Annotated in this window: 31 protein-coding genes; 28 read left to right on the forward strand and 3 right to left on the reverse strand. The window is 45.1% G+C overall.

Annotated features, from left to right (window positions below):
* Positions 1–113: 113 nt before the first annotated feature.
* The 9 genes from fsa to BGM23_RS03110 all read left to right on the forward strand — a co-directional run bounded on the left by fsa (position 114) and on the right by BGM23_RS03110 (position 9,129).
* Positions 114–752: a fructose-6-phosphate aldolase gene (fsa, locus tag BGM23_RS03070; protein WP_003227626.1), complete on the forward strand. Its 639-nt coding sequence runs from the start codon at positions 114–116 to the stop codon at positions 750–752.
* 378 nt (positions 753–1,130) lie between these two features.
* Positions 1,131–2,420: a UDP-N-acetylglucosamine 1-carboxyvinyltransferase gene (locus BGM23_RS03075; RefSeq protein WP_003227628.1), complete on the forward strand. Its 1,290-nt coding sequence runs from the start codon at positions 1,131–1,133 to the stop codon at positions 2,418–2,420.
* 30 nt (positions 2,421–2,450) lie between these two features.
* On the forward strand, positions 2,451–3,416 hold the full coding sequence (glpX, locus tag BGM23_RS03080) for a class II fructose-bisphosphatase (RefSeq protein WP_014481197.1): 966 nt from the start codon (positions 2,451–2,453) through the stop codon (positions 3,414–3,416).
* 214 nt (positions 3,417–3,630) lie between these two features.
* The gene (locus tag BGM23_RS21720) at positions 3,631–3,792 is read left to right on the forward strand and encodes a hypothetical protein (RefSeq protein ID WP_003227632.1); all 162 of its coding nucleotides are present in this window, start codon (positions 3,631–3,633) and stop codon (positions 3,790–3,792) included.
* 30 nt (positions 3,793–3,822) lie between these two features.
* Entirely contained in the window at positions 3,823–5,106 is a 1,284-nt protein-coding gene (rho, locus tag BGM23_RS03090) for a transcription termination factor Rho (RefSeq protein WP_003221939.1), read from the forward strand.
* A 118-nt stretch (positions 5,107–5,224) separates the two neighbouring features.
* Complete coding sequence (gene rpmE, locus BGM23_RS03095; protein WP_003151132.1) at positions 5,225–5,425, forward strand: 50S ribosomal protein L31; 201 nt, start codon at positions 5,225–5,227, stop codon at positions 5,423–5,425.
* A gap of 88 nt (positions 5,426–5,513) precedes the next feature.
* Positions 5,514–6,101 carry a thymidine kinase gene (locus tag BGM23_RS03100; RefSeq protein WP_014478269.1) on the forward strand — a complete coding sequence of 196 codons (588 nt, stop codon included), beginning with the start codon at positions 5,514–5,516 and terminating at the stop codon, positions 6,099–6,101.
* 289 nt (positions 6,102–6,390) lie between these two features.
* The gene (malS, locus tag BGM23_RS03105) at positions 6,391–8,088 is read left to right on the forward strand and encodes an oxaloacetate-decarboxylating malate dehydrogenase (RefSeq protein WP_003244309.1); all 1,698 of its coding nucleotides are present in this window, start codon (positions 6,391–6,393) and stop codon (positions 8,086–8,088) included.
* A gap of 81 nt (positions 8,089–8,169) precedes the next feature.
* Positions 8,170–9,129 (forward strand): AEC family transporter, encoded by a 960-nt coding sequence (locus tag BGM23_RS03110; protein ID WP_003242497.1) that lies wholly within the window; start codon positions 8,170–8,172, stop codon positions 9,127–9,129.
* A 33-nt stretch (positions 9,130–9,162) separates the two neighbouring features.
* Here BGM23_RS03110 and racA read toward each other — a convergent pair whose 3' ends face one another.
* Both racA and gloA2 read right to left on the reverse strand, forming a co-directional pair.
* Positions 9,163–9,717 carry a chromosome-anchoring protein RacA gene (gene racA / locus BGM23_RS03115; RefSeq protein ID WP_015251007.1) on the reverse strand — a complete coding sequence of 185 codons (555 nt, stop codon included), beginning with the start codon at positions 9,715–9,717 and terminating at the stop codon, positions 9,163–9,165.
* Positions 9,718–9,838: 121 nt separating this feature from the next.
* Positions 9,839–10,225, reverse strand: a complete 387-nt coding sequence (gloA2, locus tag BGM23_RS03120) for an SMU1112c/YaeR family gloxylase I-like metalloprotein (protein ID WP_082359939.1) — start codon at positions 10,223–10,225, stop codon at positions 9,839–9,841.
* A gap of 125 nt (positions 10,226–10,350) precedes the next feature.
* Here gloA2 and prfA point away from each other — a divergent pair, with 125 nt between their 5' ends.
* Genes prfA through BGM23_RS03135 form a run of 3 tightly spaced genes read left to right on the forward strand, consistent with a single transcriptional unit; the run spans position 10,351 to position 12,636 of the window.
* Positions 10,351–11,421: a peptide chain release factor 1 gene (gene prfA, locus BGM23_RS03125; protein WP_003227645.1), complete on the forward strand. Its 1,071-nt coding sequence runs from the start codon at positions 10,351–10,353 to the stop codon at positions 11,419–11,421.
* A gap of 1 nt (position 11,422) precedes the next feature.
* A complete protein-coding gene (gene prmC / locus BGM23_RS03130; RefSeq protein ID WP_046663995.1) occupies positions 11,423–12,289 on the forward strand; it encodes a peptide chain release factor N(5)-glutamine methyltransferase in 867 nt (288 codons plus the stop codon).
* Between the two features lie 59 nt (positions 12,290–12,348).
* Positions 12,349–12,636 (forward strand): DUF5316 family protein, encoded by a 288-nt coding sequence (locus BGM23_RS03135; protein WP_029726063.1) that lies wholly within the window; start codon positions 12,349–12,351, stop codon positions 12,634–12,636.
* A 16-nt stretch (positions 12,637–12,652) separates the two neighbouring features.
* Here the strand turns inward: BGM23_RS03135 and BGM23_RS03140 are convergent, their stop codons facing one another.
* Complete coding sequence (locus BGM23_RS03140; RefSeq protein WP_014665730.1) at positions 12,653–13,015, reverse strand: UPF0715 family protein; 363 nt, start codon at positions 13,013–13,015, stop codon at positions 12,653–12,655.
* 140 nt (positions 13,016–13,155) lie between these two features.
* On the opposite strand from BGM23_RS03140, the gene spoIIR reads away from it, so the two are divergent.
* From spoIIR to atpG, 16 genes are all read left to right on the forward strand, one after another.
* Positions 13,156–13,830 (forward strand): stage II sporulation protein R, encoded by a 675-nt coding sequence (gene spoIIR / locus BGM23_RS03145; RefSeq protein ID WP_029726062.1) that lies wholly within the window; start codon positions 13,156–13,158, stop codon positions 13,828–13,830.
* Positions 13,831–13,896: 66 nt separating this feature from the next.
* Positions 13,897–14,340 carry a GNAT family N-acetyltransferase gene (locus BGM23_RS03150; protein ID WP_029726061.1) on the forward strand — a complete coding sequence of 148 codons (444 nt, stop codon included), beginning with the start codon at positions 13,897–13,899 and terminating at the stop codon, positions 14,338–14,340.
* 156 nt (positions 14,341–14,496) lie between these two features.
* The gene (locus BGM23_RS03155) at positions 14,497–15,537 is read left to right on the forward strand and encodes an L-threonylcarbamoyladenylate synthase (RefSeq protein ID WP_015251011.1); all 1,041 of its coding nucleotides are present in this window, start codon (positions 14,497–14,499) and stop codon (positions 15,535–15,537) included.
* Between the two features lie 78 nt (positions 15,538–15,615).
* A complete protein-coding gene (locus tag BGM23_RS03160) occupies positions 15,616–16,173 on the forward strand; it encodes a manganese efflux pump MntP (RefSeq protein ID WP_003227661.1) in 558 nt (185 codons plus the stop codon).
* A gap of 75 nt (positions 16,174–16,248) precedes the next feature.
* The gene (prpB, locus tag BGM23_RS03165; RefSeq protein WP_015384897.1) at positions 16,249–16,701 is read left to right on the forward strand and encodes a protein arginine phosphatase PrpB; all 453 of its coding nucleotides are present in this window, start codon (positions 16,249–16,251) and stop codon (positions 16,699–16,701) included.
* A 156-nt stretch (positions 16,702–16,857) separates the two neighbouring features.
* Positions 16,858–17,307, forward strand: a complete 450-nt coding sequence (gene rpiB / locus BGM23_RS03170) for a ribose 5-phosphate isomerase B (protein ID WP_029318712.1) — start codon at positions 16,858–16,860, stop codon at positions 17,305–17,307.
* A 12-nt stretch (positions 17,308–17,319) separates the two neighbouring features.
* Complete coding sequence (locus tag BGM23_RS03175) at positions 17,320–17,862, forward strand: TIGR01440 family protein (protein ID WP_029318713.1); 543 nt, start codon at positions 17,320–17,322, stop codon at positions 17,860–17,862.
* A gap of 206 nt (positions 17,863–18,068) precedes the next feature.
* Positions 18,069–19,316, forward strand: coding sequence for a serine hydroxymethyltransferase (gene glyA / locus BGM23_RS03180; RefSeq protein ID WP_003227669.1), 1,248 nt, complete (start codon positions 18,069–18,071; stop codon positions 19,314–19,316).
* 134 nt (positions 19,317–19,450) lie between these two features.
* Positions 19,451–20,080 (forward strand): uracil phosphoribosyltransferase, encoded by a 630-nt coding sequence (gene upp, locus BGM23_RS03185; RefSeq protein ID WP_003227670.1) that lies wholly within the window; start codon positions 19,451–19,453, stop codon positions 20,078–20,080.
* 422 nt (positions 20,081–20,502) lie between these two features.
* Entirely contained in the window at positions 20,503–20,886 is a 384-nt protein-coding gene (atpI, locus tag BGM23_RS03190) for an ATP synthase subunit I (protein ID WP_003243159.1), read from the forward strand.
* Positions 20,887–20,893: 7 nt separating this feature from the next.
* Positions 20,894–21,628 carry a F0F1 ATP synthase subunit A gene (gene atpB / locus BGM23_RS03195; RefSeq protein WP_003242621.1) on the forward strand — a complete coding sequence of 245 codons (735 nt, stop codon included), beginning with the start codon at positions 20,894–20,896 and terminating at the stop codon, positions 21,626–21,628.
* Between the two features lie 45 nt (positions 21,629–21,673).
* The gene (atpE, locus tag BGM23_RS03200; RefSeq protein WP_003151167.1) at positions 21,674–21,886 is read left to right on the forward strand and encodes a F0F1 ATP synthase subunit C; all 213 of its coding nucleotides are present in this window, start codon (positions 21,674–21,676) and stop codon (positions 21,884–21,886) included.
* 162 nt (positions 21,887–22,048) lie between these two features.
* Positions 22,049–22,561 carry a F0F1 ATP synthase subunit B gene (gene atpF / locus BGM23_RS03210; protein WP_029726060.1) on the forward strand — a complete coding sequence of 171 codons (513 nt, stop codon included), beginning with the start codon at positions 22,049–22,051 and terminating at the stop codon, positions 22,559–22,561.
* Complete coding sequence (locus BGM23_RS03215) at positions 22,558–23,103, forward strand: F0F1 ATP synthase subunit delta (protein ID WP_029726059.1); 546 nt, start codon at positions 22,558–22,560, stop codon at positions 23,101–23,103. Before atpF ends, BGM23_RS03215 begins: the two co-directional genes overlap by 4 nt.
* A gap of 16 nt (positions 23,104–23,119) precedes the next feature.
* Positions 23,120–24,628: a F0F1 ATP synthase subunit alpha gene (gene atpA / locus BGM23_RS03220; RefSeq protein ID WP_014478256.1), complete on the forward strand. Its 1,509-nt coding sequence runs from the start codon at positions 23,120–23,122 to the stop codon at positions 24,626–24,628.
* 76 nt (positions 24,629–24,704) lie between these two features.
* Positions 24,705–25,568 carry an ATP synthase F1 subunit gamma gene (atpG, locus tag BGM23_RS03225; RefSeq protein WP_003244388.1) on the forward strand — a complete coding sequence of 288 codons (864 nt, stop codon included), beginning with the start codon at positions 24,705–24,707 and terminating at the stop codon, positions 25,566–25,568.
* Positions 25,569–25,573: the final 5 nt, after the last annotated feature.

A 25,573-nucleotide genomic window follows, 5' to 3' on the forward strand; every position in this document is an offset into this window, starting at 1 on the left:
TGGAACTTTTTATAGCCGCCTGACAGCTTGACAGGCGGTTTTCCGTCTATCTTTAGAAAGCGCAATCATATTCACAGTTCAGAAAATTTCTTAATCAGGGAGGCTTTTTGAAAATGTTATTCTTTGTTGATACAGCCAATATCGATGAAATTAGAGAAGCGAATGAATTAGGAATTCTCGCCGGTGTAACGACGAATCCTAGTTTAGTAGCAAAGGAAGCTAACGTATCATTCCACGACCGTCTTCGCGAGATCACAGACGTCGTGAAAGGGTCTGTAAGCGCAGAGGTTATTTCTTTGAAAGCTGAGGAAATGATCGAGGAAGGAAAAGAACTGGCGAAGATCGCTCCGAACATTACGGTGAAAATCCCAATGACGTCTGACGGTTTAAAAGCGGTAAGAGCACTTACTGACTTAGGCATCAAAACAAACGTTACATTGATCTTCAATGCCAACCAGGCGCTTCTTGCTGCCAGAGCGGGGGCAACATATGTCTCTCCATTCCTGGGACGTTTAGATGACATCGGCCACAACGGGCTTGACCTGATTTCAGAAGTTAAACAGATTTTTGACATTCACGGCCTTGACACGCAAATCATTGCAGCGTCAATCCGCCATCCGCAGCACGTGACAGAAGCTGCTCTTAGAGGGGCTCATATCGGCACAATGCCGCTGAAAGTCATTCATGCGCTCACTAAACACCCGTTAACAGACAAAGGAATCGAACAATTCCTGGCAGACTGGAACAAATAATGAAAGGGGCGGCAAACAGCTTTATGCCTGTTTGCCGCGGCCTTTGTATTTCACCGACCTGATACAGCGGATCTTCAGATGCTGACGCCGCTTTACAGAGAAGGAATCATTGGGCTGCAGAAGCTGATATCGGAATGAAGGGTATGCGTACTGCTTTTGCCGGATGACGACGATGTCTCTCGAGCCGGCGGGTCTCTGTGCATCTTTTGAAACCTGTACCCCCCAAAGCTTCGCTATTTTCTTCCTGATATTTTACAATGTGTTGTATTCTTTCTCTTCGAATTGGCTAGATTTTGGACATGAGCTTTATTTGCAGAGACAGAATAAAATGACATTTTATTTAGCTCCGCAGCTATCTTCTTATGGAAGGAGACTATCATGGAAAAGTTGAATATTGCCGGCGGTGACTCGTTAAACGGTACAGTACATATCAGCGGCGCTAAAAACAGCGCTGTTGCGTTAATACCTGCAACCATTTTGGCAAATTCCGAGGTGACAATTGAAGGGCTTCCAGAGATTTCAGATATTGAAACGCTGCGTGACCTGTTAAAGGAAATCGGCGGCAACGTGCATTTTGAGAATGGGGAAATGGTTGTTGACCCTACGTCGATGATCAGCATGCCGCTTCCTAACGGGAAAGTAAAAAAGCTTCGCGCGTCATATTATTTAATGGGGGCGATGCTCGGCCGCTTCAAGCAGGCGGTCATTGGATTGCCTGGCGGCTGTCACTTAGGGCCCCGTCCGATTGATCAGCATATCAAAGGCTTTGAAGCACTCGGAGCTGAAGTAACCAATGAACAAGGCGCCATTTATTTGCGAGCTGAAAGGCTGAGAGGCGCACGGATTTATTTAGATGTCGTAAGCGTTGGGGCAACGATTAACATTATGCTCGCCGCTGTTTTGGCAGAAGGGAAAACGATCATCGAAAACGCTGCCAAGGAGCCTGAGATCATTGACGTCGCGACATTGCTTACCAGCATGGGCGCCAAAATCAAAGGTGCGGGCACCAATGTGATTCGAATCGACGGCGTGAAGGAACTGCACGGCTGCAAGCATACGATCATTCCGGACAGAATTGAAGCCGGGACATTTATGATTGCAGGGGCTGCAATGGGCAAGGAAGTCATTATCGATAACGTCATCCCTACTCATCTTGAGTCGTTAACGGCAAAGCTGAGAGAAATGGGCTATCATATCGAAACAAGCGACGACCAGCTCCTCATTGTTGGCGGGCAGAAGAACTTAAAGCCGGTTGACGTCAAAACCCTCGTATACCCGGGGTTTCCGACTGATTTACAGCAGCCGATGACGGCGCTCCTGACAAGGGCGAAAGGGACGAGTGTCGTCACAGACACCATCTACTCGGCAAGATTCAAGCACATTGATGAGCTGAGACGAATGGGTGCCAATATGAAAGTAGAAGGCAGATCTGCCATCATCACAGGTCCTGTCGAGCTTCAAGGCGCAAAAGTGAAGGCAAGTGATCTGCGTGCCGGAGCCTGCTTGGTGGTAGCCGGACTGATGGCTGATGGCGTCACGGAAATTACGGGACTGGAGCATATTGACCGCGGATACAGCAGCCTTGAGAAGAAGCTTGAGGGGCTTGGAGCGACAATTTGGCGTGAAAGAATGACTGACGAAGAAATAGAACAGCTTCAAAATTCATAATGGTTTCTTGTGAGAGGAGATCGTGTTGAAATGGAAAGAAGTTTATCAATGGAATTGGTACGTGTGACAGAAGCTGCGGCATTGGCATCAGCAAGATGGATGGGCCGGGGAAAAAAAGATGAGGCTGATGAAGCGGCAACAAGTGCAATGAGAGACGTTTTTGATACAGTGCCGATGAAAGGGACCGTTGTAATCGGTGAAGGGGAAATGGACGAAGCGCCAATGCTGTATATCGGGGAAAAACTCGGAAACGGGTACGGACCTCGCGTTGATGTCGCAGTTGACCCTCTTGAAGGCACAAACATCTTAGCAAGCGGCGGCTGGAACGCGCTGACGGTGATCGCGGTCGCAGACCACGGCACTCTGCTGAATGCTCCTGACATGTATATGCAAAAAATCGCAGTCGGTCCGGAAGCGGTGGGCTGCATTGACATCGAAGCACCTGTCATTGACAACCTTAAAGCGGTGGCAAAAGCGAAAAACAAGGACGTTGAGGACGTCGTTGCCACAATTTTAAACCGTGAAAGACACGAAAAAATCATTTCCGAACTTCGTGAGGCCGGCGCCAGAATCAAATTGATCAATGACGGCGATGTCGCAGGCGCCATCAACACGGCTTTCGACCACACGGGCGTTGATATCCTGTTCGGATCAGGCGGCGCTCCTGAGGGTGTGCTTTCAGCTGTTGCGCTGAAAGCACTCGGCGGAGAAATCATTGGTAAACTTCTTCCGCAAAGCGAAGAAGAAATCACTCGCTGTCACAAAATGGGCCTTGATTTAAGCAAAGTCCTTCGCATGGAAGACCTTGTGAAGGGTGATGACGCGATTTTTGCAGCTACAGGGGTTACTGACGGCGAGCTGTTAAAAGGAGTTCAATTCAAAGGCTCTGTCGGTACAACTGAAAGCTTAGTTATCCGTGCAAAATCGGGCACTGTTCGTTTCGTTGACGGCAGACACAGCTTGAAAAAGAAACCAAATCTTGTAATCCGTCCATAACAAACAGAAAAAGCGGGTGTGAGCCCGCTTTAACTTTTGCAGAAAAGCGTCAACTCTATCAATTCCGTGTCAAAACCTTATTTCAGTTGAATAATTTTTTGAAATAAGGTAAAAATAAAGAGTGCTGCGAATTTTACTGCGTAATACCTTCTTTTAAGCACTAGGAAAGTTTCAATTTCTACCGCATACAGACGATATAAGTATTGATCTTCTCATGTTTTTGTCCTCGCTTCCTTCAAAACTCATTAAGACAATCCTTTTAACAAAAGCGCCGATCATGGGTGGAAGTGTTACCGATAGAAGTTCCTTTATGTTAAAAAAAGAATGTGCTTTGGCGGATGTTGTGCAAAAGCAGCAGATGACATGTTCAGAGTAAGATATTGACTATGAAAAGCGTGGTGTTTTTATGAAAGACGTATCTATTTCCTCTTTGGAAAATATGAAATTGAAAGAGCTTTATGAACTTGCAAGACATTATAAAATCTCCTATTACAGCAAACTGACAAAAAAAGAACTCATTTTCGCCATTCTGAAAGCGAATGCAGAACAGGAAGATCTGCTGTTTATGGAAGGCGTTCTTGAGATCATCCAGTCTGAAGGTTTCGGATTCCTGAGACCGATCAACTACTCTCCAAGCTCAGAAGACATTTACATCTCAGCTTCACAAATCCGCCGTTTCGATTTGCGGAACGGAGACAAAGTATCAGGCAAGGTTCGCCCGCCAAAAGAAAATGAGCGTTACTATGGACTTTTGCACGTTGAAGCAGTAAATGGGGATGATCCCGAATCTGCAAAAGAGCGTGTGCATTTCCCGGCTCTTACGCCACTTTATCCGGATCGTCAAATGGTGCTTGAAACAAAGCCGAACTTCTTGTCTACAAGAATTATGGACATGATGGCGCCGGTTGGATTTGGGCAGCGCGGATTGATTGTTGCGCCGCCGAAAGCCGGAAAAACGATGCTGCTGAAGGAAATTGCCAACAGCATTACAGCGAACCAGCCCGAAGCAGAGCTGATCGTGCTTTTAATTGACGAAAGACCTGAGGAAGTAACCGATATCGAGCGCTCTGTAGCTGGGGATGTCGTCAGCTCAACGTTTGATGAAGTGCCGGAAAACCATATCAAAGTGGCCGAGCTTGTGCTTGAACGTGCAATGCGTCTCGTGGAACACAAAAAAGACGTCATTATCCTGATGGACAGCATCACACGGCTTGCCCGCGCCTACAACTTAGTGATTCCGCCAAGCGGAAGAACGCTTTCCGGGGGGATTGACCCAGCGGCGTTCCACCGTCCGAAACGCTTCTTCGGGGCTGCGAGAAATATCGAAGAGGGCGGCAGCTTAACCATCCTTGCTACGGCTCTGGTCGATACAGGTTCACGTATGGACGATGTCATTTATGAAGAATTCAAGGGAACAGGCAACATGGAGCTCCATCTTGACCGCTCTCTTGCCGAGCGCCGCATCTTCCCTGCCATCGATATCCGCCGTTCAGGAACGCGCAAAGAAGAGCTGCTTGTGCCTAAAGAGCATCTTGATCGTTTATGGTCTATCCGCAAAACGATGTCTGATTCACCTGATTTCGCAGAAAAGTTCATGAGAAAAATGAAAAAAACCAAAACAAACCAGGAATTTTTCGATATTCTCAATCAAGAATGGAAACAGGCAAATCTATCATCCGCAAGAAGGTAAATTGTATTTGCAAAAGAAGTAAATCACTGATATAATTTTCTCATATGCGTTTCGGACAATGCTCCGAAATAATAACTCTGTTTCCACACGGGATTCAGGGCGGAAGGAGATGGATACAATGAAAGCAGGAATTCATCCTAATTTCAAAAAAGCAACAGTTAAATGCGCTTGCGGAAATGAATTTGAAACAGGCTCAGTAAAAGAAGAGGTACGCGTTGAGATTTGCTCTGAATGCCACCCATTCTACACTGGCCGTCAAAAATTCGCTTCTGCTGATGGTCGTGTTGATCGCTTTAACAAAAAATACGGTCTTAAGTAATAATAGATTTCTCAACAGGCAAGCAGCAGTCTTGCCTGTTTTTTATATTGTCTAAAACACAGCTGGCAGAGAGAGGGGAGCGAAGCCTATGTACATAATGAAACAAAGCGGGTGGCTTGAGCTGATTTGCGGCAGCATGTTCTCGGGGAAATCTGAAGAGCTGATCAGAAGAGTGAAGAGAGCAACTTATGCCAAGCAGGAAGTCAGGGTATTTAAGCCTGTAATTGATAACCGATACAGCGAAGCTGCTGTTGTCTCCCATAATGGAACATCGATGACGAGCTATGCCATTTCGTCTGCTGCAGACATTTGGGATCACATCAGTGAAAGTACAGATGTGATTGCGGTTGATGAAGTGCAGTTTTTTGATCAGGAAATTGTTGAGGTTTTATCATCTCTTGCCGATAAAGGCTACCGTGTGATAGCAGCAGGCCTTGATATGGATTTTAGGGGAGAGCCGTTTGGTGTCGTCCCGAATATCATGGCGATTGCGGAAAGTGTGACAAAGCTGCAAGCCGTCTGTTCTGTTTGCGGATCACCGGCGAGCAGAACACAGCGCCTCATTGACGGCAAACCTGCTTCTTACGATGATCCGGTCATTTTGGTTGGTGCATCTGAATCATATGAAGCAAGATGCAGACATCATCACGAAGTCCCAGGTAAATCTAAAAAATAGTCCAAAACATGGGTATAAAGATAGAATGCACCGGCTAAAAACACCGGTGTTTTTTTTATATTCTGATAATATGCAATTAAAAAATTTAAATAAGTATATTAAAAAATTAAGTAATTTTCTTCCCTTGAATTTTGATTTTGACAGGCATACAATAGCTTACGTAATGTAAATAGTTTTGAGACATTGTTCGAATAATTGTCACAAAGTCGCATAAAGATCATGATCGGTCATATTTTAGATGGGTTATTACTTAACTTGGTTAACTATTTCAAGAAAGAAGGAGATTTGCTTGAATAACATAAAAAAAACGAAAGAAGGCCACTTAGAAACAACTCTTAGAGGAAAAGAAGTTTTATCTATTCCTACTTTAAATAAAGGCGTTGCTTTTTCACTAGAAGAAAGACAAGAACTCGGCTTAGAAGGGCTTCTGCCGCCAACTGTACTTTCTCTTGATCAACAAGCACAACGCGCGTACGAGCAATTCCAAGCGCAGCCTGACCGCCTTCGTCAAAATGTTTACTTAAGTGATCTTGCAAACCGTAACGAAGTTCTTTTCTATAAATTGCTGAAAAACCATCTTCGCGAAATGCTTCCTGTTGTGTACACGCCAACAGTTGGTGAAGCGATTCAGGAATACAGCCATGAATATAGAAGACCTCAAGGAATCTACTTATCAATCGATAACATTGACGGTATTGAAAAAGCGTTTGAAAACCTTCATGCGACAGCAGGCGATATTGATCTTATCGTTGCTACTGACTCCGAAAGCATTCTCGGTATCGGTGACTGGGGTGTAGGCGGTATTAATATCGCAATCGGTAAATTGGCTGTTTACACTGCTGCAGCTGGTATTGATCCTAGCCGTGTTATCCCGGTTGTGCTTGATGTCGGTACGAACAACGAAAAACTTCTAAACGATCCTTTATATATTGGTAACAAGCATGAACGTGTTCAAGGTGAACGCTACGAAGCTTTCATTGACGCTTATGTAAAAGCTGCATTGAAATTCTTCCCTAAAGCGCTTCTTCACTGGGAAGACCTTGGCAACAAAAATGCACGCAACATCATGAAAAAATACAATCATGAAATCCTGACATTTAATGATGATATTCAAGGTACTGGCGCGATTACACTTGCAGGTGTGCTTGCTGCTATGAAGAAAACCGGCGCTTCTATTAAAGATCAGCGTGTTGTTATCTTCGGTGCTGGTTCTGCTGGTATCGGTATTGCTGACCAAATCCGTGACACAATGGTGCTAGCCGGATTATCTGAAGAAGAAGCTAACAAACGTTTCTACACACTTGATTACAGAGGCTTGCTGACTGAAGACATCGAAGGCATCCTTGATTTCCAAAAACCTTACCTTCGCAATGCGGATGAAGTGAAAGACTGGAAGCGCGATGAAAAAGGTCAAATTCCATTCGATGAAGTTGTTCGTCAAGCGAAACCAACAATCTTGATTGGTACTTCAGGGGTTTCAGGTGCATTCACAGAGGAAATTGTAAAAGAAATGGCATCTCACGTAGACCGTCCGGTTATCATGCCGATGTCTAACCCGACTCACCTTGCTGAAGCTGTTCCTGAAGATCTGTTCAAATGGACTGACGGAAAAGTGCTTATTGCAACAGGAAGCCCATTTGACAATGTAGAATACAACGGTGTTTCTTATGAAATCGGACAATCTAACAACGCATTCGCGTTCCCTGGTCTTGGACTTGGTTCAATTGTAGCTGAAGCGCGTATCATTACACCTGCTATGTTTGCAGCAACTGCTGATGCGATTGCTGAAATGGTTGATCTTGAAACACCTGGAGCAGGATTGCTTCCAAGCATTGATAAGCTTCAAGAGGTTTCTATCCAAGTTGCGATTGCCGTTGCTGAAGCAGCAATTAAAGACGGCGTGGCAAATCGTCAGCCTGAAGATGTGAAACAAGCGGTACTTGATGCAATGTGGACACCTGAATACAAAAAAGTCATCGCGAAATAATTAGCGAGTAAATTTTTCTGTCCGAGGGAAAGCTTTTTGTAAAGCTAAAGTATACGGACATAGGATTTGGAGGAGAATATTTTGAGCATCTTAGATATCTTAATCCTCCTGGCGCCGATCTTCTTTGTTATCGTGCTGGGTTGGTTTGCAGGACATTTTGGAAGTTATGATGCCAAGTCGGCAAAAGGGGTAAGTACGTTAGTAACGAAATACGCACTTCCAGCTCACTTTATCGCTGGTATTTTGACAACTTCCAGAAGTGAATTTTTATCACAAGTACCTTTAATGATTTCTTTAATTATTGGGATTGTTGGTTTCTATATCATCATTCTTTTGGTTTGCAGATTTATTTTCAAGTATGATTTAACGAACTCATCTGTATTTTCTTTGAACTCTGCACAGCCGACATTCGCATTTATGGGTATCCCGGTATTGGGAAGCTTATTCGGAGCAAATGAAGTTGCGATTCCGATCGCGGTCACAGGTATCGTGGTTAACGCGATTCTTGATCCGCTCGCGATCATTATCGCTACTGTTGGTGAGTCTTCTAAGAAAAACGAAGAGAGTGGCGACAGCTTCTGGAAGATGACAGGAAAATCAATCCTGCATGGTCTTTGTGAGCCGCTTGCAGCTGCTCCGTTAATCAGTATGATCTTGGTGCTGGTTTTCAATTTCACTCTTCCTGAGCTGGGTGTTAAAATGCTTGATCAGCTTGGAAGCACAACATCTGGTGTTGCTCTCTTTGCTGTCGGTGTTACCGTTGGTATTCGTAAAATTAAACTCAGTATGCCGGCTATCGGTATTGCGTTACTAAAAGTTGCGGTTCAGCCTGCATTAATGTTCTTGATTGCTCTTGCTATCGGACTTCCGGCTGACCAAACAACAAAAGCAATCCTTCTTGTTGCGTTCCCTGGTTCTGCCGTTGCAGCCATGATTGCGACTCGTTTCGAGAAACAAGAAGAAGAAACTGCAACTGCGTTTGTGGTCAGTGCGATTCTGTCATTGATTTCACTTCCAATCATTATCGCGCTTACTGCGTAACAAAAAAAGCTCCCTTTACGGGAGCTTTTTGCTTTAGGTTTGAAATTTGAACAGTGACAGCAGCGGTTTTTTTCTCGTTTTGGTTTTTTCAGAAGCAGCAGCGGTCTCGGGGATCGGCTGAGCGGTGAATTCTTTCATTTGTGAGGTCAGTGATTGCAGATCTGCAAGAATATCATCGATTTCTCTGCGGTGCTGAAGCAGCTGGTAAGATACACCTTCATCGGCTTTTTGTTTCAGCTGGCGTTCCAGCTCCGACATCCTTGCCATCAATTCGCTTTCGTCCTGCCTTTGCTGTAAAAGGGTGTCCAGCTTTTGTTCAAGCTGCTCGATTCTTCGTTCTGTGTCGCTACTTGTTTTTTGGACAAGGAAGCCTGTGCGCTTTTTAGCGCTTTTTGGCAGATGAATATCCTGAATCGCCGTGCCTTCAGAGATTTGTTTTTGAACGGATTTTAGAACCTTCACGTCTTCTGCCGTGAACGAATAGTGTCCGAGCTCATTGCGTTCGGCCGGAAGATTCAGCTGTTTCACCCACCGCTGCACCGTTTTTGCGGAGACGCCGAGTTCACTTGCTACCATATTTGTATTCATGATCCCATACCTCCTTTTAAGCTAGGTATTCGACCATAGAATGCGGTTCCCTTCCCGTTAGACAAAACAAGAAAAGATTCGGCAAAGAAAGTGGGTATCTCCTTTTTTTCTTCAAAAACTGTTATTGTTCATACAGTTCTAATGGAAGCTGGTCAGGATCAAAAAAGAAGGTGAAACGCTTGCCGGTCAGCGGATCTGTTCTGATTGGCTCTGTTTCGATTCCTTTTTCATGAAGCTCCTGAACCGCCTTATCCAAGATGCCGACTGTAAAGGCGAGGTGGCGCAGGCCTGCGGCTTCAGGCCGGGTTTGTCGTTCGGGCGGATCGGGAAACGAGAACAGCTCAATGACATACGAGCCGTTAAGCGACAAATCAAGCTTATAGGAGCCGCGCTCTTCGCGGTACGTTTCTTGAATCACCTGAAAACCAAGCTTATGTACGTAGAAAGCTTTCGACTTTTCGTAATCTGAACATATGATTGCAATATGATGTATGGATTTCAGCAACATCATCCCTCCTCGAATTCCAGTATAGCAGAGGGAGCTTTTCCAGCTGGGATTGAAATGCTTTTGACTGGGGTTAATCACTATACTATAATGAGAATGTTACGCACAGGAAAACAGAGGTGAAGACCGTGTTAGACCGTTTAAAATCAATTGAAGAACGATACGAGAAATTAAATGAGCTTTTGAGCGATCCAGAAGTAGTCAACGATCCGAAAAAGCTAAGAGAATATTCAAAAGAGCAATCTGATATACAAGAAACAGTTGACGTATATAGACAATACAGAGATGCGTCAGAACAGCTGGCTGATGCAAAAGCGATGCTTGAAGAGAAGCTGGATGCTGAGATGCGCGACATGGTGAAGGAAGAGATTTCTGAACTTCAGAAGGAAACGGAAACACTGTCAGAACGGCTGAAGGTGCTCCTGATCCCGAAAGATCCTAATGACGACAAAAACGTTATTATGGAGATCCGCGGGGCTGCGGGAGGCGAGGAAGCCGCTTTATTCGCGGGCAACCTGTACAGAATGTATTCTCGTTATGCTGAGCTTCAAGGCTGGAAAACAGAGGTCATGGAAGCGAATGTAACCGGAACGGGCGGCTACAAAGAGATCATCTTTATGATTACGGGAAGCGGCGCGTATTCTAAACTCAAATATGAAAACGGCGCCCACCGCGTGCAGCGTGTTCCGGAAACGGAATCCGGCGGCCGTATCCATACATCTACTGCAACAGTGGCATGTCTTCCTGAGGCAGAAGAGGTAGAGGTTGACATTCATGAGAAGGATATCCGTGTCGATACGTTTGCTTCAAGCGGACCGGGCGGACAAAGCGTTAACACAACAATGTCTGCGGTTCGTCTGACTCATTTGCCGACAGGTGTTGTTGTATCATGCCAGGACGAAAAATCTCAAATTAAGAACAAAGAAAAAGCAATGAAGGTTCTCCGTGCCAGAATCTATGATAAATTTCAGCAGGAAGCCCAGGCTGAATATGATCAAACACGGAAATCAGCAGTCGGATCTGGTGACCGCTCTGAACGTATCCGCACATACAACTTCCCGCAAAACCGTGTGACGGATCACAGAATCGGTTTGACGATTCAAAAGCTTGATCAGATTCTTGAAGGAAAACTTGACGAAGTGGTTGAAGCGCTGATTGTTGAAGATCAGGCAAGCAAGCTTCAGCAGTCGGAAGGTTAAGATGAAGACGATATTCGAAGCCCTGAAATGGGCTTCTTCTTATTTAACCGAAGCGGGAAGAGAAGAAAATGCGGCCGAGCTCCTATTGCTTTATGATACCGGAATGGAGAGAAGCAAACTGCTCGCAAGCTTACAGGAACCGATTGGTGAAGACGAACTGTATCGCTTTAAGCGTCACGTTGAGATGCATAAAGAGGGCGTGCCGGTTCAATACATTATAGGAAAAGAGTTTTTTTATGGACGGGAATTTATGGTGAATGATGATGTGCTGATCCCGCGGCCGGAAACTGAAGAAGTTGTCTTTCATTTGCTTGAAAAATATCGGAGTGTCTTTTCTGAAGACGGCAAGCTCGAAGTTGTTGACGTTGGTACAGGGAGCGGCGCAATAGCCGTCACGCTTGCGCTTGAAAACCAAAGCTTTTCTGTGTCCGCGGTCGATATTTCGAAAGAGGCGCTGCAAGTCGCCTCTGCCAATGCAGAAAAACTCGGAGCGAATGTGCGCTTTTATCAGGGCGATCTACTTGAGCCTTTTATTAAGACGGGAAAAAAAGCGGATATCATTGTCTCAAACCCGCCATATATTTCAGAGGAAGAAATGGCTGATTTATCGGAAATTGTCCGTTTTCATGAGCCGCTGCACGCACTCACCGATGGCGGAGACGGGCTGAAATTTTATAAGCGGTTTATGGAAGACATTCCGCTTGTCATGAAGGATAAAGTATTTGTTGTTTTTGAAATCGGCTGGAAACAGGGAGCGGCGGTCAAAGACCTGATCCTCAAGGCGTTTAAGGGGGCGGAAGTGGAAGTGCTGAAAGATATTAATGGAAAAGACAGAACCATATGCGCTCTGATTCATAAAAATAAATAAGCAGCTTGCTGGCGAGTGAATGGATCAAGCTGTTTAACACCAGCAAAGGGGATGTAAACATGAAAAAGGCCCTGACAGCAGGAATCCTGCTCATTGCGATTGAGAGCATGATTGGCACCATTTTTCCGCAGGCTCTTTCATATGAAGCGATTTTTGGCGTTGCGTCTCTCGTTTTAGTGGGGCTCGCGATCATTATATCGGGTTTGGCTGTAAGCGGAAGCGATCAGCGGGCAAACTACCATTCAGAAACCAAAGAAGGCCGTACATCTCGCATGAAAATGGCGGCCGCTTTCTTTGTTGCGGCGATACCTTCCATTCTATGTTATTTGCTGACGATTTTGTTTTAATAAAAAAGGAAGCCTCTTAGGCTTCCTTTTTTTGCAGTAAAACAGAATCCCATATCCAATAGATAAGAGCTGTTAATACAGCGAAAAGATAGAAGGCTGTATTTTGAAACAAAGATTGTCCCGAAGGCTGAAGCACGCCGAAAATGATCGCGTTGGCAATAAAAGCAGCGACAAGGTAATACAGCAGATACAAAGGGCTGAACCGTTTCGGCTTTTTATTCATCATGATTTGAAGCGGCAGTGCGAAGATCAAATAAGGAAACAGAAAATAAAATGCCATTGTGATGAGAGCGGCAATGATAAATGAATGAATATAAATTACTGAATAAAGAACGGACATCGTGAATGCTGATAACAGCACTGTATAATTGTATTTCATCTTAAACCTCCTAAAACACTATCGTACCATAAATAAGATTAACAGCTTGCTAGATTTTTTTCACCCTGCACGTTTACCCCCGGCTCTCCTTGTCCATAATAGGGCTAGAAACAAAGCACGGAGAGGAACGGTGGGGACCGATGAAAAAAACAGTAATCATTTGTATATATATCCTTCTTTTATTATCTGGAGCGCTCGTAGGGCTGGCAAAAGAAGAGACGGCACAGAAATCGGAAAATCAGCCGGTGGTCATACCGGATCAGGCGATTCGTTTGAGAATATTGGCAAACAGCGATAGTGATCAAGACCAGCAATTAAAACGTCATATAAGAGACGCGGTGAATAAAGAAATCACAACTTGGGTAAAGGATATTACTTCTATTGAAGAAGCGCGTCGCGTGATTCGTTCAAAGCTGCCTGAAATCAAAGCAATTGCAAAGGAAACAATGGAGAAAGAAGGAGCGAATCAGTCGATATCCGTTGATTTTGACAAAATCTCGTTTCCGACAAAGCTTTACGGCAACATGGTATATCCCGCTGGTGAGTATGAAGCGATTTTGATTACGCTTGGAAAAGGAGACGGCGCCAACTGGTGGTGTGTGCTGTTCCCGCCCCTCTGCTTTCTTGATTTTTCTAACGGGGAAGCCGTCAAAGAACAAGAAGATAAAGAAGCCTCAAAAAAGCAGACTGAAAAAGTGCTTGAGGACGTAACCGCTAAAGCGGAAAAAGCCAAAAAAGAAGAGAATGAAGAAAAAGAAGACGGCACAGAAGTGAAATTCTTTTTAGTCGAATGGATTTCCGACCTTTTTTCCTAATCATCTGGTCTAAAAATAGATTTGCCTCATAGATTGGAAGAAAGAACGCAAAAACGGGGTGAACGGATGTTTTATCAACTGCGGGTGGCAAGGGAAAAAGACGGAGATGTGCTCGAGGAATTTTTAAAACAGGCGAAAACCAGCTATGAAGGCGTGAAAGAAGGCTTCACTCAATTTCTTATGCTGGAGGACAGTGAGAAAAACATTGCCGGATGCCTCGGTATTGAAAAAATCAGCTGTGACCAGGGGCTGCTGCGATCACTTGTCATATCGGACAAGCTTCACCAAGGCCACATCGTCACGCTTTTTCAAAGCATGGAGGTGCTGTGCGAAAAGCATCAGATCAAAACCGTGTACCTAGTAGCGAATCAGCATTCCTCTGCGGACTTTCTGACGGCCATGGGTTTTGAAAGAGCTGAAAGTGTACCGGAGGAGCTGTTTTCTTCTGATCACTTCTGTGAATCGCGGCAAACAGAAGGAGCCGTTTTGATGAAAAAAGCGTCTGGATAAGTGCAGTTTATACACATACTTATCCACTTCTTCATTAGCGTTGTCCACAATTTGTGGATAACGCTTGTTTTATTACAGGACATCTTTTATACTTTCAAAAGGATTACACGCGTAAAACAATCGTTTTATTGTTGTGAATAAGGAGTTTGGTCAGAAATGAAAACGAAAAGATGGTTTGTGGATGTAACTGACGAGTTATCCACAAATGATCCACAAATTGCACAAGCAGCCGCTTTGCTCCGAGAAAATGAGGTCGTTGCCTTTCCGACAGAAACAGTATATGGCCTAGGCGCAAACGCAAAAAATACGGATGCCGTCAAAAAAATATATGAGGCGAAAGGGCGGCCGAGCGATAATCCCCTGATTGTCCACATTGCGGATATCAGCCAGCTTGAGGATTTAACGGGCCCAGCGCCGGAAAAGGCGAAAACATTGATGAAACGGTTTTGGCCGGGAGCACTTACGCTCATACTGCCTTGCAAACCTGGTGCGCTTTCACCTCGTGTAACGGCAGGTCTTGAAACGGTTGCCATTAGAATGCCGGATCATCCGCTTGCCCTTGCATTGATTCGCGAATCGGGACTGCCGATTGCAGCACCGAGCGCCAATCTATCAGGCAAGCCAAGTCCCACAAAAGCAGAGCATGTGGCACACGACTTGGATGGCCGCATAGCCGGTATTATGGATGGAGGCCCTACCGGAATCGGGGTCGAATCAACCGTGCTTTCATGTGCGGACGACATCCCTGTTCTCCTGCGTCCGGGCGGCATTACGAAGGAACAAATTGAAGCGGTGATCGGGCCGATTCATGTGGATAAAGGGCTCAGCGACCAAAACGAGAAGCCGATTTCTCCAGGGATGAAATATACACATTATGCGCCGACAGCGCCTCTTGCCATTTGCGAAGGCAGCCCAGAGCGCATTCAGCACCTCATTCAAGAATATCAACAGGGCGGAAGACGGGTCGGTGTCCTGACGACAGAAGAAAACGCGGGCGTTTATTCCGCTGATTATGTGAAGAGCTGCGGAAGACGGGCTCAGCTTGAGACTGTTGCGGCAGGGCTGTATGATGCTTTGCGCAGCTTTGATGAGAATAAGGTGGATTTCATTATAGCGGAATCCTTTCCGGATACAGGTGTCGGTCTTGCTATTATGAACAGGCTGATGAAAGCCGCCGGAGGAAGAGTGATTCGCTGAAAGCAGTCAGATGTTCTAACCCTTTTTGGACACGCATAGGCTAAAAAAGCGGGGCGTGTCCAAGGGGGTTATTTATGTATGTCGGATTTGTTTATAGGCGAACTGATTACATTAAGCATCATGGCGTTTGCTTTAGGGATGGATGCTTTTTCTGTCGGCCTTGGAATGGGCATGGTCAAACTTAGAAAGAAGCAGATATTCTATATTGGTTTCATCATCGGCCTCTTTCACGTCATCATGCCTCTCGCAGGGATGGCGGCCGGTAACATGCTGTCAGGGCTCCTCGGCGTGTTAGCGGTTTATATCGGTGGGGCGCTGCTTTTTGTTCTTGGGGTTCAAATGCTTATGGCCTCTTTTAAACAGTCAGAAGAACGATTCATGTCACCGGCAGGGCCGGGCTTATTGCTGTTTGCCATCGGCGTCAGCCTTGACAGCTTTTCCGTCGGCTTGAGCTTGGGGATATACGGCTCGCATCCGCTCCTCACAATTACCCTGTTCGGGCTGTTCAGCATGATGTTGACATGGCTGGGCCTGCTGGTCGGAAAACAAGTGCAGTCATGGCTTGGCACATACAGCGAAGCGCTCGGGGGCATCATATTAATCGTGTTTGGATTAAAGCTGCTTTTGCCAATTTAATATACCAATAAAAGAAACGAAGTCGCCGTTTCTTTTTTCTTCATATATAATAGAGAAAAATAAGGGGTGACTGACATGGATATTATTTTTGTCTGTACTGGAAATACGTGCCGCAGCCCAATGGCTGAGGCGCTTTTTAAATCAATTGCAGAAATGGAAGGGCTGAATGTCAATGTCCGCTCGGCAGGCGTGTTTGCTTCACCTAATGGGAAAGCGACGCCTCATGCAGTCGAAGCGCTGTTTGAAAAACACATTGCCCTTAATCATGTGTCTTCTCCATTAACTGAAGAACATATGGAGTCGGCTGATTTGGTTCTGGCTATGACCCATCAGCACAAGCAGATCATTGCCAGCCAATTTGGACGTTATCGTGATAAAGTGTTTACGTTAAAAGAATATGTCACAGGCAGCCATGGTGATGTCATCGATCCGTTCGGCGGCTCAATTGACATCTATAAACAAACGCGAGATGAGCTTGAAGAGCTTCTTCGGCAGCTGGCAAAACAGCTGAAAAAAGACCGCAGATAAGTTGTCAGAAAATCTGTAAACAGGTCATTTGCAAATCCTGCGTGAAGGAGTAGAATATAGTGAAAAGCACATCATATGGTGTGAGTCAAAGAGCGGACAGGCTGCGCGGTCAATAAAGCGGGCGGGCCGCATCACACACGCTGGGAGGAAAAGCAGATGAAAGTAGCCATTGCATCGGATCATGGCGGCGTTCACATTCGAAATGAAATCAAAGAGTTAATGGACGAATTGCAAATTGAATATATTGATATGGGCTGTGACTGCGGCAGCGGCTCTGTCGATTATCCGGATTATGCTTTTCCGGTGGCCGAAAAAGTGGTTAGCGGCGAAGTTGACAGAGGCATTTTAATTTGCGGGACAGGCATCGGCATGAGCATTTCCGCTAATAAAGTAAAAGGGATTCGCTGCGCGCTGGCGCACGATACCTTCAGCGCGAAGGCGACGAGGGAGCATAATAACACAAACATCCTTGCGATGGGTGAACGGGTGATCGGACCTGGTTTGGCTCGGGAAATCGCAAAAATCTGGCTGACTACTGAGTTTACCGGGGGAAGACACCAAACGCGTATTGGGAAAATCTCAGATTATGAAGAGAAAAACCTGTAGGGGTGCTGTTTAATGAATGAGTTGAAACAAACGTGGAAGACGATGCTGTCTGAGTTTCAGGACCAAGCGGAATTGAAACAAGATCAGCTCTTCGTCCTTGGATGCAGCACGAGCGAAGTGGCCGGCAGCCGGATCGGCACATCGGGCAGTGTAGATATCGCTGAAAGCATCTACAGCGGACTTGCTGAGCTCCGGGAAAAAACGGGAATCCATCTGGCGTTTCAATGCTGCGAGCATTTAAACAGAGCGCTTGTCGTCGAAGCAGAAACAGCCAAGCTGTTCAGGCTTCCAACCGTTTCTGCCGTGCCCGTTCCAAAAGCGGGCGGAGCGATGGCGTCTTATGCGTTTAAGCAGATGAAGTCTCCTGTTCTTGTTGAAGCCATTCAGGCTGACGCCGGAATTGATATAGGCGATACGTTTATCGGCATGCATCTGAAGCCGGTGGCTGTCCCTGTGCGTGTCTCTCAAAACAGCCTCGGTTCAGCTCATGTGACATTGGCGCGTACACGGCCGAAACTAATCGGCGGAGTGCGGGCGGTTTATGAGTGCGAATGAAAGGACTGCATAGCCAGTCTTTTCTTTTATTTTAAGACAGTGAAATAAATTCCGAACTTTAAATTAAATTTAAGTTATTAATATTCGTTTTTACCAATAAAAATTTAGATTTTTTAAAAAAAATCTTTTACATCGGCCTTAAAAACCATGTACAATAGTGATGGTAAAAACAAAGAACAGGATACGGATAGGAGAGGATCTCGCTGATGAAACATTTACCTGCGCAAGACGAACAAGTGTTTAACGCCATTAAAAATGAGCGTGAACGCCAACAGACTAAGATCGAATTGATTGCTTCTGAGAACTTTGTAAGTGAAGCGGTTATGGAAGCACAAGGATCTGTTTTGACAAATAAGTACGCAGAAGGATATCCGGGCAAACGCTACTACGGCGGATGCGAGCACGTCGATGTCGTTGAAGATATCGCCCGTGACCGCGCGAAGGAAATCTTTGGAGCGGAGCATGTAAACGTTCAGCCTCATTCAGGCGCACAAGCAAACATGGCAGTGTACTTCACGATTTTGGAGCAAGGCGATACTGTACTTGGGATGAACCTCTCCCACGGCGGCCATTTAACACACGGAAGCCCAGTCAACTTCAGCGGTGTTCAATATAACTTTGTTGAGTACGGCGTAGATAAAGAAACTCAATATATTGATTACGATGACGTGCGTGAAAAAGCCCTCGCTCATAAACCGAAGCTTATCGTAGCAGGAGCAAGTGCGTATCCTCGTACAATCGACTTTAAGAAATTCCGTGAAATTGCTGATGAAGTCGGCGCTTACTTCATGGTGGATATGGCACATATCGCAGGACTTGTTGCGGCAGGCCTTCATCCAAACCCGGTTCCTTACGCTGATTTCGTTACAACAACAACACATAAAACACTTCGCGGTCCTCGAGGCGGTATGATCCTTTGCCGTGAAGAGTTTGGCAAGAAAATTGATAAATCGATCTTCCCTGGAATTCAAGGCGGCCCGCTGATGCACGTTATTGCCGCAAAAGCTGTTTCATTCGGTGAAGTATTGCAGGACGATTTCAAAACATATGCACAAAACGTCATTTCAAACGCGAAACGTCTGGCTGAAGCCTTAACGAAAGAGGGCATCCAGCTCGTTTCAGGCGGAACAGACAACCACCTTATCCTTGTTGATCTTCGTTCGCTCGGACTGACTGGTAAGGTTGCGGAGCATGTACTTGATGAAATCGGTATTACGTCTAACAAAAACGCGATTCCATATGATCCTGAAAAACCTTTCGTAACAAGCGGCATCCGTCTTGGGACAGCTGCTGTAACCAGCCGCGGTTTTGACGGAGACGCATTAGAAGAAGTCGGTGCTATCATTGCGCTTGCATTGAAAAACCACGAAGACGAAGGAAAACTTGAAGAAGCAAGACAGCGTGTAGCTGCTCTGACTGATAAATTTCCTTTATATAAAGAATTAGATTATTAAGATCCTAAAACCCGCTTGGGCTTATGCCCGGCGGGTTTTTTGACGATGTTCTTGAAACTCAATGTCTTTTTTTGTAGAATCAATAGAAGTGTGTAATTGTTGATGGGACAATAAAAAAGGAGCTGAAACACAGTATGGGAAAGGTTTATGTATTTGATCATCCTTTAATTCAGCATAAGCTGACATATATACGGAATGAAAATACAGGTACGAAGGATTTTAGAGAGTTAGTAGATGAAGTGGCTACACTCATGGCATTTGAAATTACCCGCGATCTTCCTCTGGAAGAAGTGGATATCAATACACCGGTTCAGGCTGCGAAATCGAAAGTCATCTCAGGGAAAAAACTCGGAGTGGTTCCTATCCTCAGAGCAGGATTGGGAATGGTTGACGGCATTTTAAAGCTGATTCCTGCGGCAAAAGTGGGACATGTCGGCCTTTACCGTGATCCAGAAACCTTAAAACCCGTGGAATACTATGTCAAGCTTCCTTCTGATGTGGAAGAGCGTGAATTCATCGTGGTTGACCCGATGCTCGCTACAGGCGGTTCCGCAGTTGAAGCCATTCACAGCCTTAAAAAACGCGGTGCGAAAAATATCCGTTTCATGTGTCTTGTAGCAGCGCCGGAGGGTGTGGAAGAATTGCAGAAGCATCATTCGGACGTTGATATTTACATTGCGGCGCTAGATGAAAAATTAAATGAAAAAGGTTATATTGTTCCAGGTCTCGGAGATGCGGGTGACCGCATGTTTGGAACAAAATAAAAAATGAAATCCCCAAAAGGGGGTTTCATTTTTTTATCCAGTTTTTTGCTATTCGGTGAATCTGTATACAATTATAGGTGAAAATGTGAACATTCTGTGGAGACGTAAAGTATAAAAAGTTTTTTAACTTTAAACAGATTGACACATGTTAGGGGCTATTGTATGCTAAACGAGGGTATTATGAGAAGGTTTTCATAGCTTTCATTATAGTCCTCATCCTCAATGTAAATCCTCTCAGCAAACCCGTATTATGAGGATTTATTTAAGCGAATGAAACAGCATCCCTGCAAGGCTTGCGGATGAATGATTTTTTCGAACAGGCCCGTTTTGCCGGTCAAAAAAGGTCTTCTACTAAGGGTTAACCGCTGATTTTTGCCGTATCCAAGCTATACATTATTTTTTCATCAGGAGACAGATAATTGATGGACGATCCCAAGCTTACATTTAGCAGACAACGCAAATATTTATTGTTCATTTTGGCAGTGTATGTACTGGGTTATGGTTTAACAGCGTATAAAACCGTTTTTTTAGGCCTTATTCTGGGAACTGTTTTCAGTTTGTTTAATTTTTTACTGCTCGTCAGAAGAATGAATGCTTTTGACAGAGCTGTTGAGAAAGGAAAGTCCATACGATCTCTCGGGAGCGCAGCGCGGTGGTGCAATGCGATTCTTGCTGTGGCTGTTGCCTATAAAAATCCCGAATACTTTCATATGGCAAGTACAGTTATTGGATTAATGACAATATACCCTGTCATTATGATAGATTCCTTTATCCAGCTTAAACGTTCATCAATGGAAGAGAGGTGAAAACCCTTTGAATCATGGTTACAGAACTATAGAATTTCTAGGTCTTACTTTTAATCTGACAAACATTCTGATGATTACTGTGGCGAGTGTGATTGTTTTATTGATTGCTATATTGACGACAAGAACGCTTTCGATCCGTCCCGGAAAAGCCCAGAACTTTATGGAATGGATTGTTGATTTCGTCCGCAATATTATTGGCAGTACAATGGATTTAAAAACAGGGGCTAACTTCTTGGCACTTGGTGTCACATTGCTGATGTACATATTTGTGTCGAATATGCTGGGGCTGCCGTTCTCTATTACAATCGGACATGAGCTCTGGTGGAAGTCTCCGACAGCCGATCCTGCCATTACATTAACGCTAGCCGTGATGGTTGTTGCTTTAACCCACTACTATGGTGTGAAGATGAAAGGGCTCAAGGAATATTCCAAAGACTATTTAAGACCTGTTCCATTCATGCTCCCGATGAAAATCATCGAAGAGTTTGCGAATACGCTGACTCTAGGTTTGCGGCTATATGGTAACATCTTCGCCGGTGAGATTCTTCTCGGCCTGCTTGCGGGATTAGCAACAAGCCATTATTCGCAAAGCGTGGCTCTCGGTCTTGTCGGTACAATCGGTGCCATTCTGCCGATGCTGGCATGGCAAGCATTCAGTTTATTTATTGGTGCTATCCAGGCATTTATCTTTACAATGCTGACGATGGTGTACATGTCTCATAAAATCAGTCATGATCATTAAAACATTATATCCAAACGGATAACATTTTAAAGGAGGAACTTTTTCATGAATTTAATAGCAGCTGCGATTGCAATTGGTTTAGGCGCACTTGGTGCAGGTATTGGTAACGGTTTGATTGTTTCACGTACGGTAGAGGGGATTGCCCGTCAGCCGGAAGCAGGTAAAGAACTGAGAACTCTTATGTTCATGGGTATCGCATTAGTTGAAGCCCTTCCTATTATCGCTGTCGTTATCGCATTCTTAGCGTTCTTTGGCTAAGCATAAAAGCCTTATATGAACTAAAAATGGCGAAGATCATTCCAAGAGAACCTTCGCCATTGCTTTATGTCTGATAAGCATCCCGCCTTGCCGGCTGAAAAGAGACAAGTGCGGCTGCTGGATCAGCAAAGAAAAACCTGCAGAAGGGAGTTGCCGTAGTAGATGTCTCAATTACCACTTGAACTAGGATTGTCGTTTAACGGCGGAGATATCCTGTTCCAACTGTTAGCTATGTTAATCTTATTAGCGCTTCTGAAGAAATACGCTTTAGGGCCGCTATTAAACATAATGAAACAGCGTGAAGACCACATCGCTGGAGAAATTACGTCTGCTGAAGGAAAAAATAAAGAAGCGCAGCAGCTGATTGAAGAGCAGCGCGTTCTTTTAAAAGAAGCAAGACAGGAATCCCAAACTCTTATCGAAAACGCAAAGAAACTGGGAGAGAAGCAAAAAGAAGAGATTATTCAGGCTGCACGTGCAGAATCTGAACGTCTGAAAGAAGCAGCAAGAACTGAAATCGTGAAGGAAAAAGAACAGGCGGTTTCTGCTCTCCGTGAGCAAGTAGCGTCTCTTTCTGTCATGATTGCGTCGAAAGTGATCGAAAAAGAACTGGATGAACAAGCGCAAGAGAAATTGATCCAGGACTATCTTAAAGAGGTAGGAGAAAGCCGATGAGTGGATCAGCTGTCTCTAAACGATATGCATCAGCTCTTTTTGATATAGCCAATGAGTCCGCTCAGCTGAATCAAGTAGAAGAAGAGCTAATTGTTGTAAAACAAGTATTTCAAAATGAAAAAGCGCTTAATGATGTGTTGAACCATCCGAAGGTGCCGGCTGCGAAGAAAAAAGAGCTGATCCAAAATGCATTTGGCTCTTTGTCACAGTCCGTGCTTAATACGATTTTTCTTTTGATTGACCGCCATCGTGCCGCGATTGTGCCTGAGCTCACAGATGAGTTTATCAAACTCGCAAATGAGGCCCGTCAAACAGAAGACGCAATCGTATATTCAGTGAAACCGCTGACGGATGCTGAAATTTTACCATTATCACAAGTGTTTGCAAAAAAAGCCGGAGTCGCTTCACTGAGAATCAGAAATGAAGTGCAGACGGATTTAATAGGCGGCATTAAAGTCCGCATTGGAAACCGGATTTATGACGGCAGCGTAAGCGGGAAGCTTCAGCGCATTGAACGTCAATTAGCCGGGGAAAATCGATAGAAGGGGTGAAACCTAAGTGAGCATCAAAGCTGAAGAGATTAGCACGCTGATAAAACAGCAAATACAAAATTATCAATCTGATATTGAAGTTCAAGACGTAGGTACAGTCATCCAAGTCGGTGACGGTATTGCACGTGTGCACGGCCTTGACAACTGTATGGCCGGTGAACTTGTCGAATTTTCAAACGGTGTTTTGGGTATGGCTCAAAACCTTGAAGAATCAAACGTAGGTATCGTCATCTTAGGACCTTTCAGTGAGATCCGTGAGGGAGACGAAGTAAAAAGAACAGGCCGCATCATGGAGGTTCCTGTTGGTGAAGAGTTAATCGGCCGTATTGTAAATCCGTTAGGCCAGCCGGTAGACGGACTTGGCCCGATCCTGACAAGCAAAACTCGTCCGATTGAGAGCCCTGCACCAGGCGTTATGGACCGTAAATCCGTTCATGAACCGCTTCAAACCGGTATCAAAGCGATCGATGCACTGATTCCAATCGGCCGCGGCCAGCGTGAGCTGATCATCGGTGACCGTCAAACAGGTAAAACATCTGTTGCGATCGATGCGATCCTGAACCAAAAAGACCAAGACATGATCTGCGTATATGTTGCGATCGGCCAAAAAGAATCAACAGTCCGCGGCGTAGTAGAAACATTGCGTAAACACGGCGCGCTTGATTATACAATTGTTGTAACGGCGTCTGCCTCACAGCCGGCACCGCTTCTGTACCTGGCACCGTATGCTGGGGTTACAATGGCAGAAGAATTTATGTACAGCGGCAAGCACGTTCTTGTTGTATACGATGATCTTTCTAAACAAGCGGCCGCTTACCGTGAGCTGTCCTTGCTTCTTCGCCGTCCGCCAGGCCGTGAAGCGTTCCCTGGGGATGTATTCTATCTTCATTCCCGTCTGCTTGAGCGTGCAGCAAAGCTTAGCGACGCGAAAGGCGCAGGATCAATTACAGCTCTGCCGTTCGTAGAAACACAAGCCGGAGATATCTCTGCTTATATTCCGACGAACGTCATTTCCATCACCGACGGACAGATCTTCCTGCAATCTGATTTGTTCTTCTCAGGCGTACGTCCAGCGATCAATGCCGGATTGTCTGTATCCCGTGTCGGCGGCTCAGCGCAAATCAAAGCGATGAAAAAAGTATCAGGTACTTTGCGTCTTGACCTTGCGTCATACCGTGAGCTGGAAGCATTCGCTCAATTCGGTTCTGACCTCGACCAAGCGACTCAGGCAAAACTGAACCGCGGTGCGCGTACAGTTGAAGTGCTGAAGCAGGATCTGAACAAGCCGCTTCCGGTTGAAAAGCAAGTAGCCATTCTTTATGCGCTGACAAAAGGATATCTCGATGATATTCCTGTGGCGGATATCAGACGTTTTGAAGAAGAGTACTACATGTACCTTGACCAAAACCATAAAGACCTGCTTGACGGAATTGCGAAAACAGGAAACCTTCCTGCTGATGAAGACTTCAAAGCTGCAATCGAAGGCTTCAAACGCACATTTGCACCAAGCAACTAACTCGAATGCTGATGAGAGAAAAAGGTTCTCTTTTTCTCTCTTTTTACGCAGATGAAGAGAAAAGGTGGTGAAATCTTTGGCCTCATTACGCGATATTAAGTCAAGGATCACGTCAACGAAAAAAACAAGTCAGATTACAAAAGCCATGCAGATGGTATCTGCGGCTAAGCTGAATCGTGCTGAAAACAATGCAAAATCATTTGTGCCATATATGGATAAAATCCAAGAGGTTGTGTCAAACGTCGGAAGAGTTTCCGGCAACGTGAAGCACCCGATGCTTCTCAGCAGAGAAGTGAAAAAAACGGCATACCTTGTCATTACGTCTGACCGCGGTCTTGCCGGCGCTTTTAACAGTTCGGTTTTACGGAGTGCTTATCAGGCCATGCAAGAACGTCATCAGTCTAAGGATGAGTATGCGGTGATTGCCATCGGAAGAGTGGGCCGTGATTTCTTTAAGAAACGTGAGATTCCGATCATTTCCGAGTTAACAGGACTTGGGGATGAAGTGACGTTTACAGAAATTAAAGATCTTGCCCGTCAAACGATCCAAATGTTTATAGACGGTGCGTTTGATGAATTGCACCTTGTTTATAACCATTTTGTCAGCGCCATTACTCAAGAAGTAACGGAGAAAAAACTTCTGCCGTTATCTGATTTGGGCAGCGGCGGCGGAAAAAGAACGGCGTCTTATGAATTTGAACCATCTGAAGAGGAGGTTCTGGAGGTTTTGCTTCCTCAATATGCAGAAAGCTTAATCTTCGGTGCGCTTCTTGACAGTAAAGCAAGTGAGCACGCTGCAAGAATGACGGCGATGAAAAATGCGACAGACAACGCGAAGGAACTTATCGATTCACTTTCGCTTTCTTACAACCGCGCTCGCCAAGCAGCCATCACACAAGAAATTACGGAAATTGTCGGCGGAGCAGCCGCTTTAGAATAGAAAGA

It is taken from the genome of Bacillus sp. FJAT-14266 (assembly GCF_001719225.1).
Classification (GTDB): Bacteria; Bacillota; Bacilli; order Bacillales; family Bacillaceae; genus Bacillus; species Bacillus subtilis.

Bases quoted from the DNA above. Each gene is read 5' to 3' on its own strand.
- BGM23_RS03160 (WP_003227661.1), top strand. From the start codon at position 15,616: ATGTCGGATTTGTTTATAGGCGAACTGATTACATTAAGCATCATGGCG.
- BGM23_RS03155 (WP_015251011.1), top strand. From the start codon at position 14,497: ATGAAAACGAAAAGATGGTTTGTGGATGTAACTGACGAGTTATCCACA.
- BGM23_RS03215 (WP_029726059.1), top strand. From the start codon at position 22,558: ATGAGTGGATCAGCTGTCTCTAAACGATATGCATCAGCTCTTTTTGAT.
- BGM23_RS03150 (WP_029726061.1), top strand. From the start codon at position 13,897: ATGTTTTATCAACTGCGGGTGGCAAGGGAAAAAGACGGAGATGTGCTC.
- fsa (WP_003227626.1), top strand. From the start codon at position 114: ATGTTATTCTTTGTTGATACAGCCAATATCGATGAAATTAGAGAAGCG.
- gloA2 (WP_082359939.1), bottom strand. From the start codon at position 10,225: ATGTTGCTGAAATCCATACATCATATTGCAATCATATGTTCAGATTAC.
- prmC (WP_046663995.1), top strand. From the start codon at position 11,423: ATGAAGACGATATTCGAAGCCCTGAAATGGGCTTCTTCTTATTTAACC.
- upp (WP_003227670.1), top strand. From the start codon at position 19,451: ATGGGAAAGGTTTATGTATTTGATCATCCTTTAATTCAGCATAAGCTG.
- racA (WP_015251007.1), bottom strand. From the start codon at position 9,717: ATGAATACAAATATGGTAGCAAGTGAACTCGGCGTCTCCGCAAAAACG.
- glyA (WP_003227669.1), top strand. From the start codon at position 18,069: ATGAAACATTTACCTGCGCAAGACGAACAAGTGTTTAACGCCATTAAA.
- spoIIR (WP_029726062.1), top strand. From the start codon at position 13,156: ATGAAAAAAACAGTAATCATTTGTATATATATCCTTCTTTTATTATCT.
- rho (WP_003221939.1), top strand. From the start codon at position 3,823: ATGAAAGACGTATCTATTTCCTCTTTGGAAAATATGAAATTGAAAGAG.
- glpX (WP_014481197.1), top strand. From the start codon at position 2,451: ATGGAAAGAAGTTTATCAATGGAATTGGTACGTGTGACAGAAGCTGCG.
- rpiB (WP_029318712.1), top strand. From the start codon at position 16,858: ATGAAAGTAGCCATTGCATCGGATCATGGCGGCGTTCACATTCGAAAT.
- BGM23_RS03140 (WP_014665730.1), bottom strand. From the start codon at position 13,015: ATGAAATACAATTATACAGTGCTGTTATCAGCATTCACGATGTCCGTT.
- BGM23_RS03175 (WP_029318713.1), top strand. From the start codon at position 17,320: ATGAATGAGTTGAAACAAACGTGGAAGACGATGCTGTCTGAGTTTCAG.
- prpB (WP_015384897.1), top strand. From the start codon at position 16,249: ATGGATATTATTTTTGTCTGTACTGGAAATACGTGCCGCAGCCCAATG.
- BGM23_RS21720 (WP_003227632.1), top strand. From the start codon at position 3,631: ATGTTTTTGTCCTCGCTTCCTTCAAAACTCATTAAGACAATCCTTTTA.
- atpF (WP_029726060.1), top strand. From the start codon at position 22,049: ATGTCTCAATTACCACTTGAACTAGGATTGTCGTTTAACGGCGGAGAT.
- BGM23_RS03135 (WP_029726063.1), top strand. From the start codon at position 12,349: ATGAAAAAGGCCCTGACAGCAGGAATCCTGCTCATTGCGATTGAGAGC.
- atpI (WP_003243159.1), top strand. From the start codon at position 20,503: ATGGACGATCCCAAGCTTACATTTAGCAGACAACGCAAATATTTATTG.
- rpmE (WP_003151132.1), top strand. From the start codon at position 5,225: ATGAAAGCAGGAATTCATCCTAATTTCAAAAAAGCAACAGTTAAATGC.
- atpE (WP_003151167.1), top strand. From the start codon at position 21,674: ATGAATTTAATAGCAGCTGCGATTGCAATTGGTTTAGGCGCACTTGGT.
- BGM23_RS03075 (WP_003227628.1), top strand. From the start codon at position 1,131: ATGGAAAAGTTGAATATTGCCGGCGGTGACTCGTTAAACGGTACAGTA.
- BGM23_RS03100 (WP_014478269.1), top strand. From the start codon at position 5,514: ATGTACATAATGAAACAAAGCGGGTGGCTTGAGCTGATTTGCGGCAGC.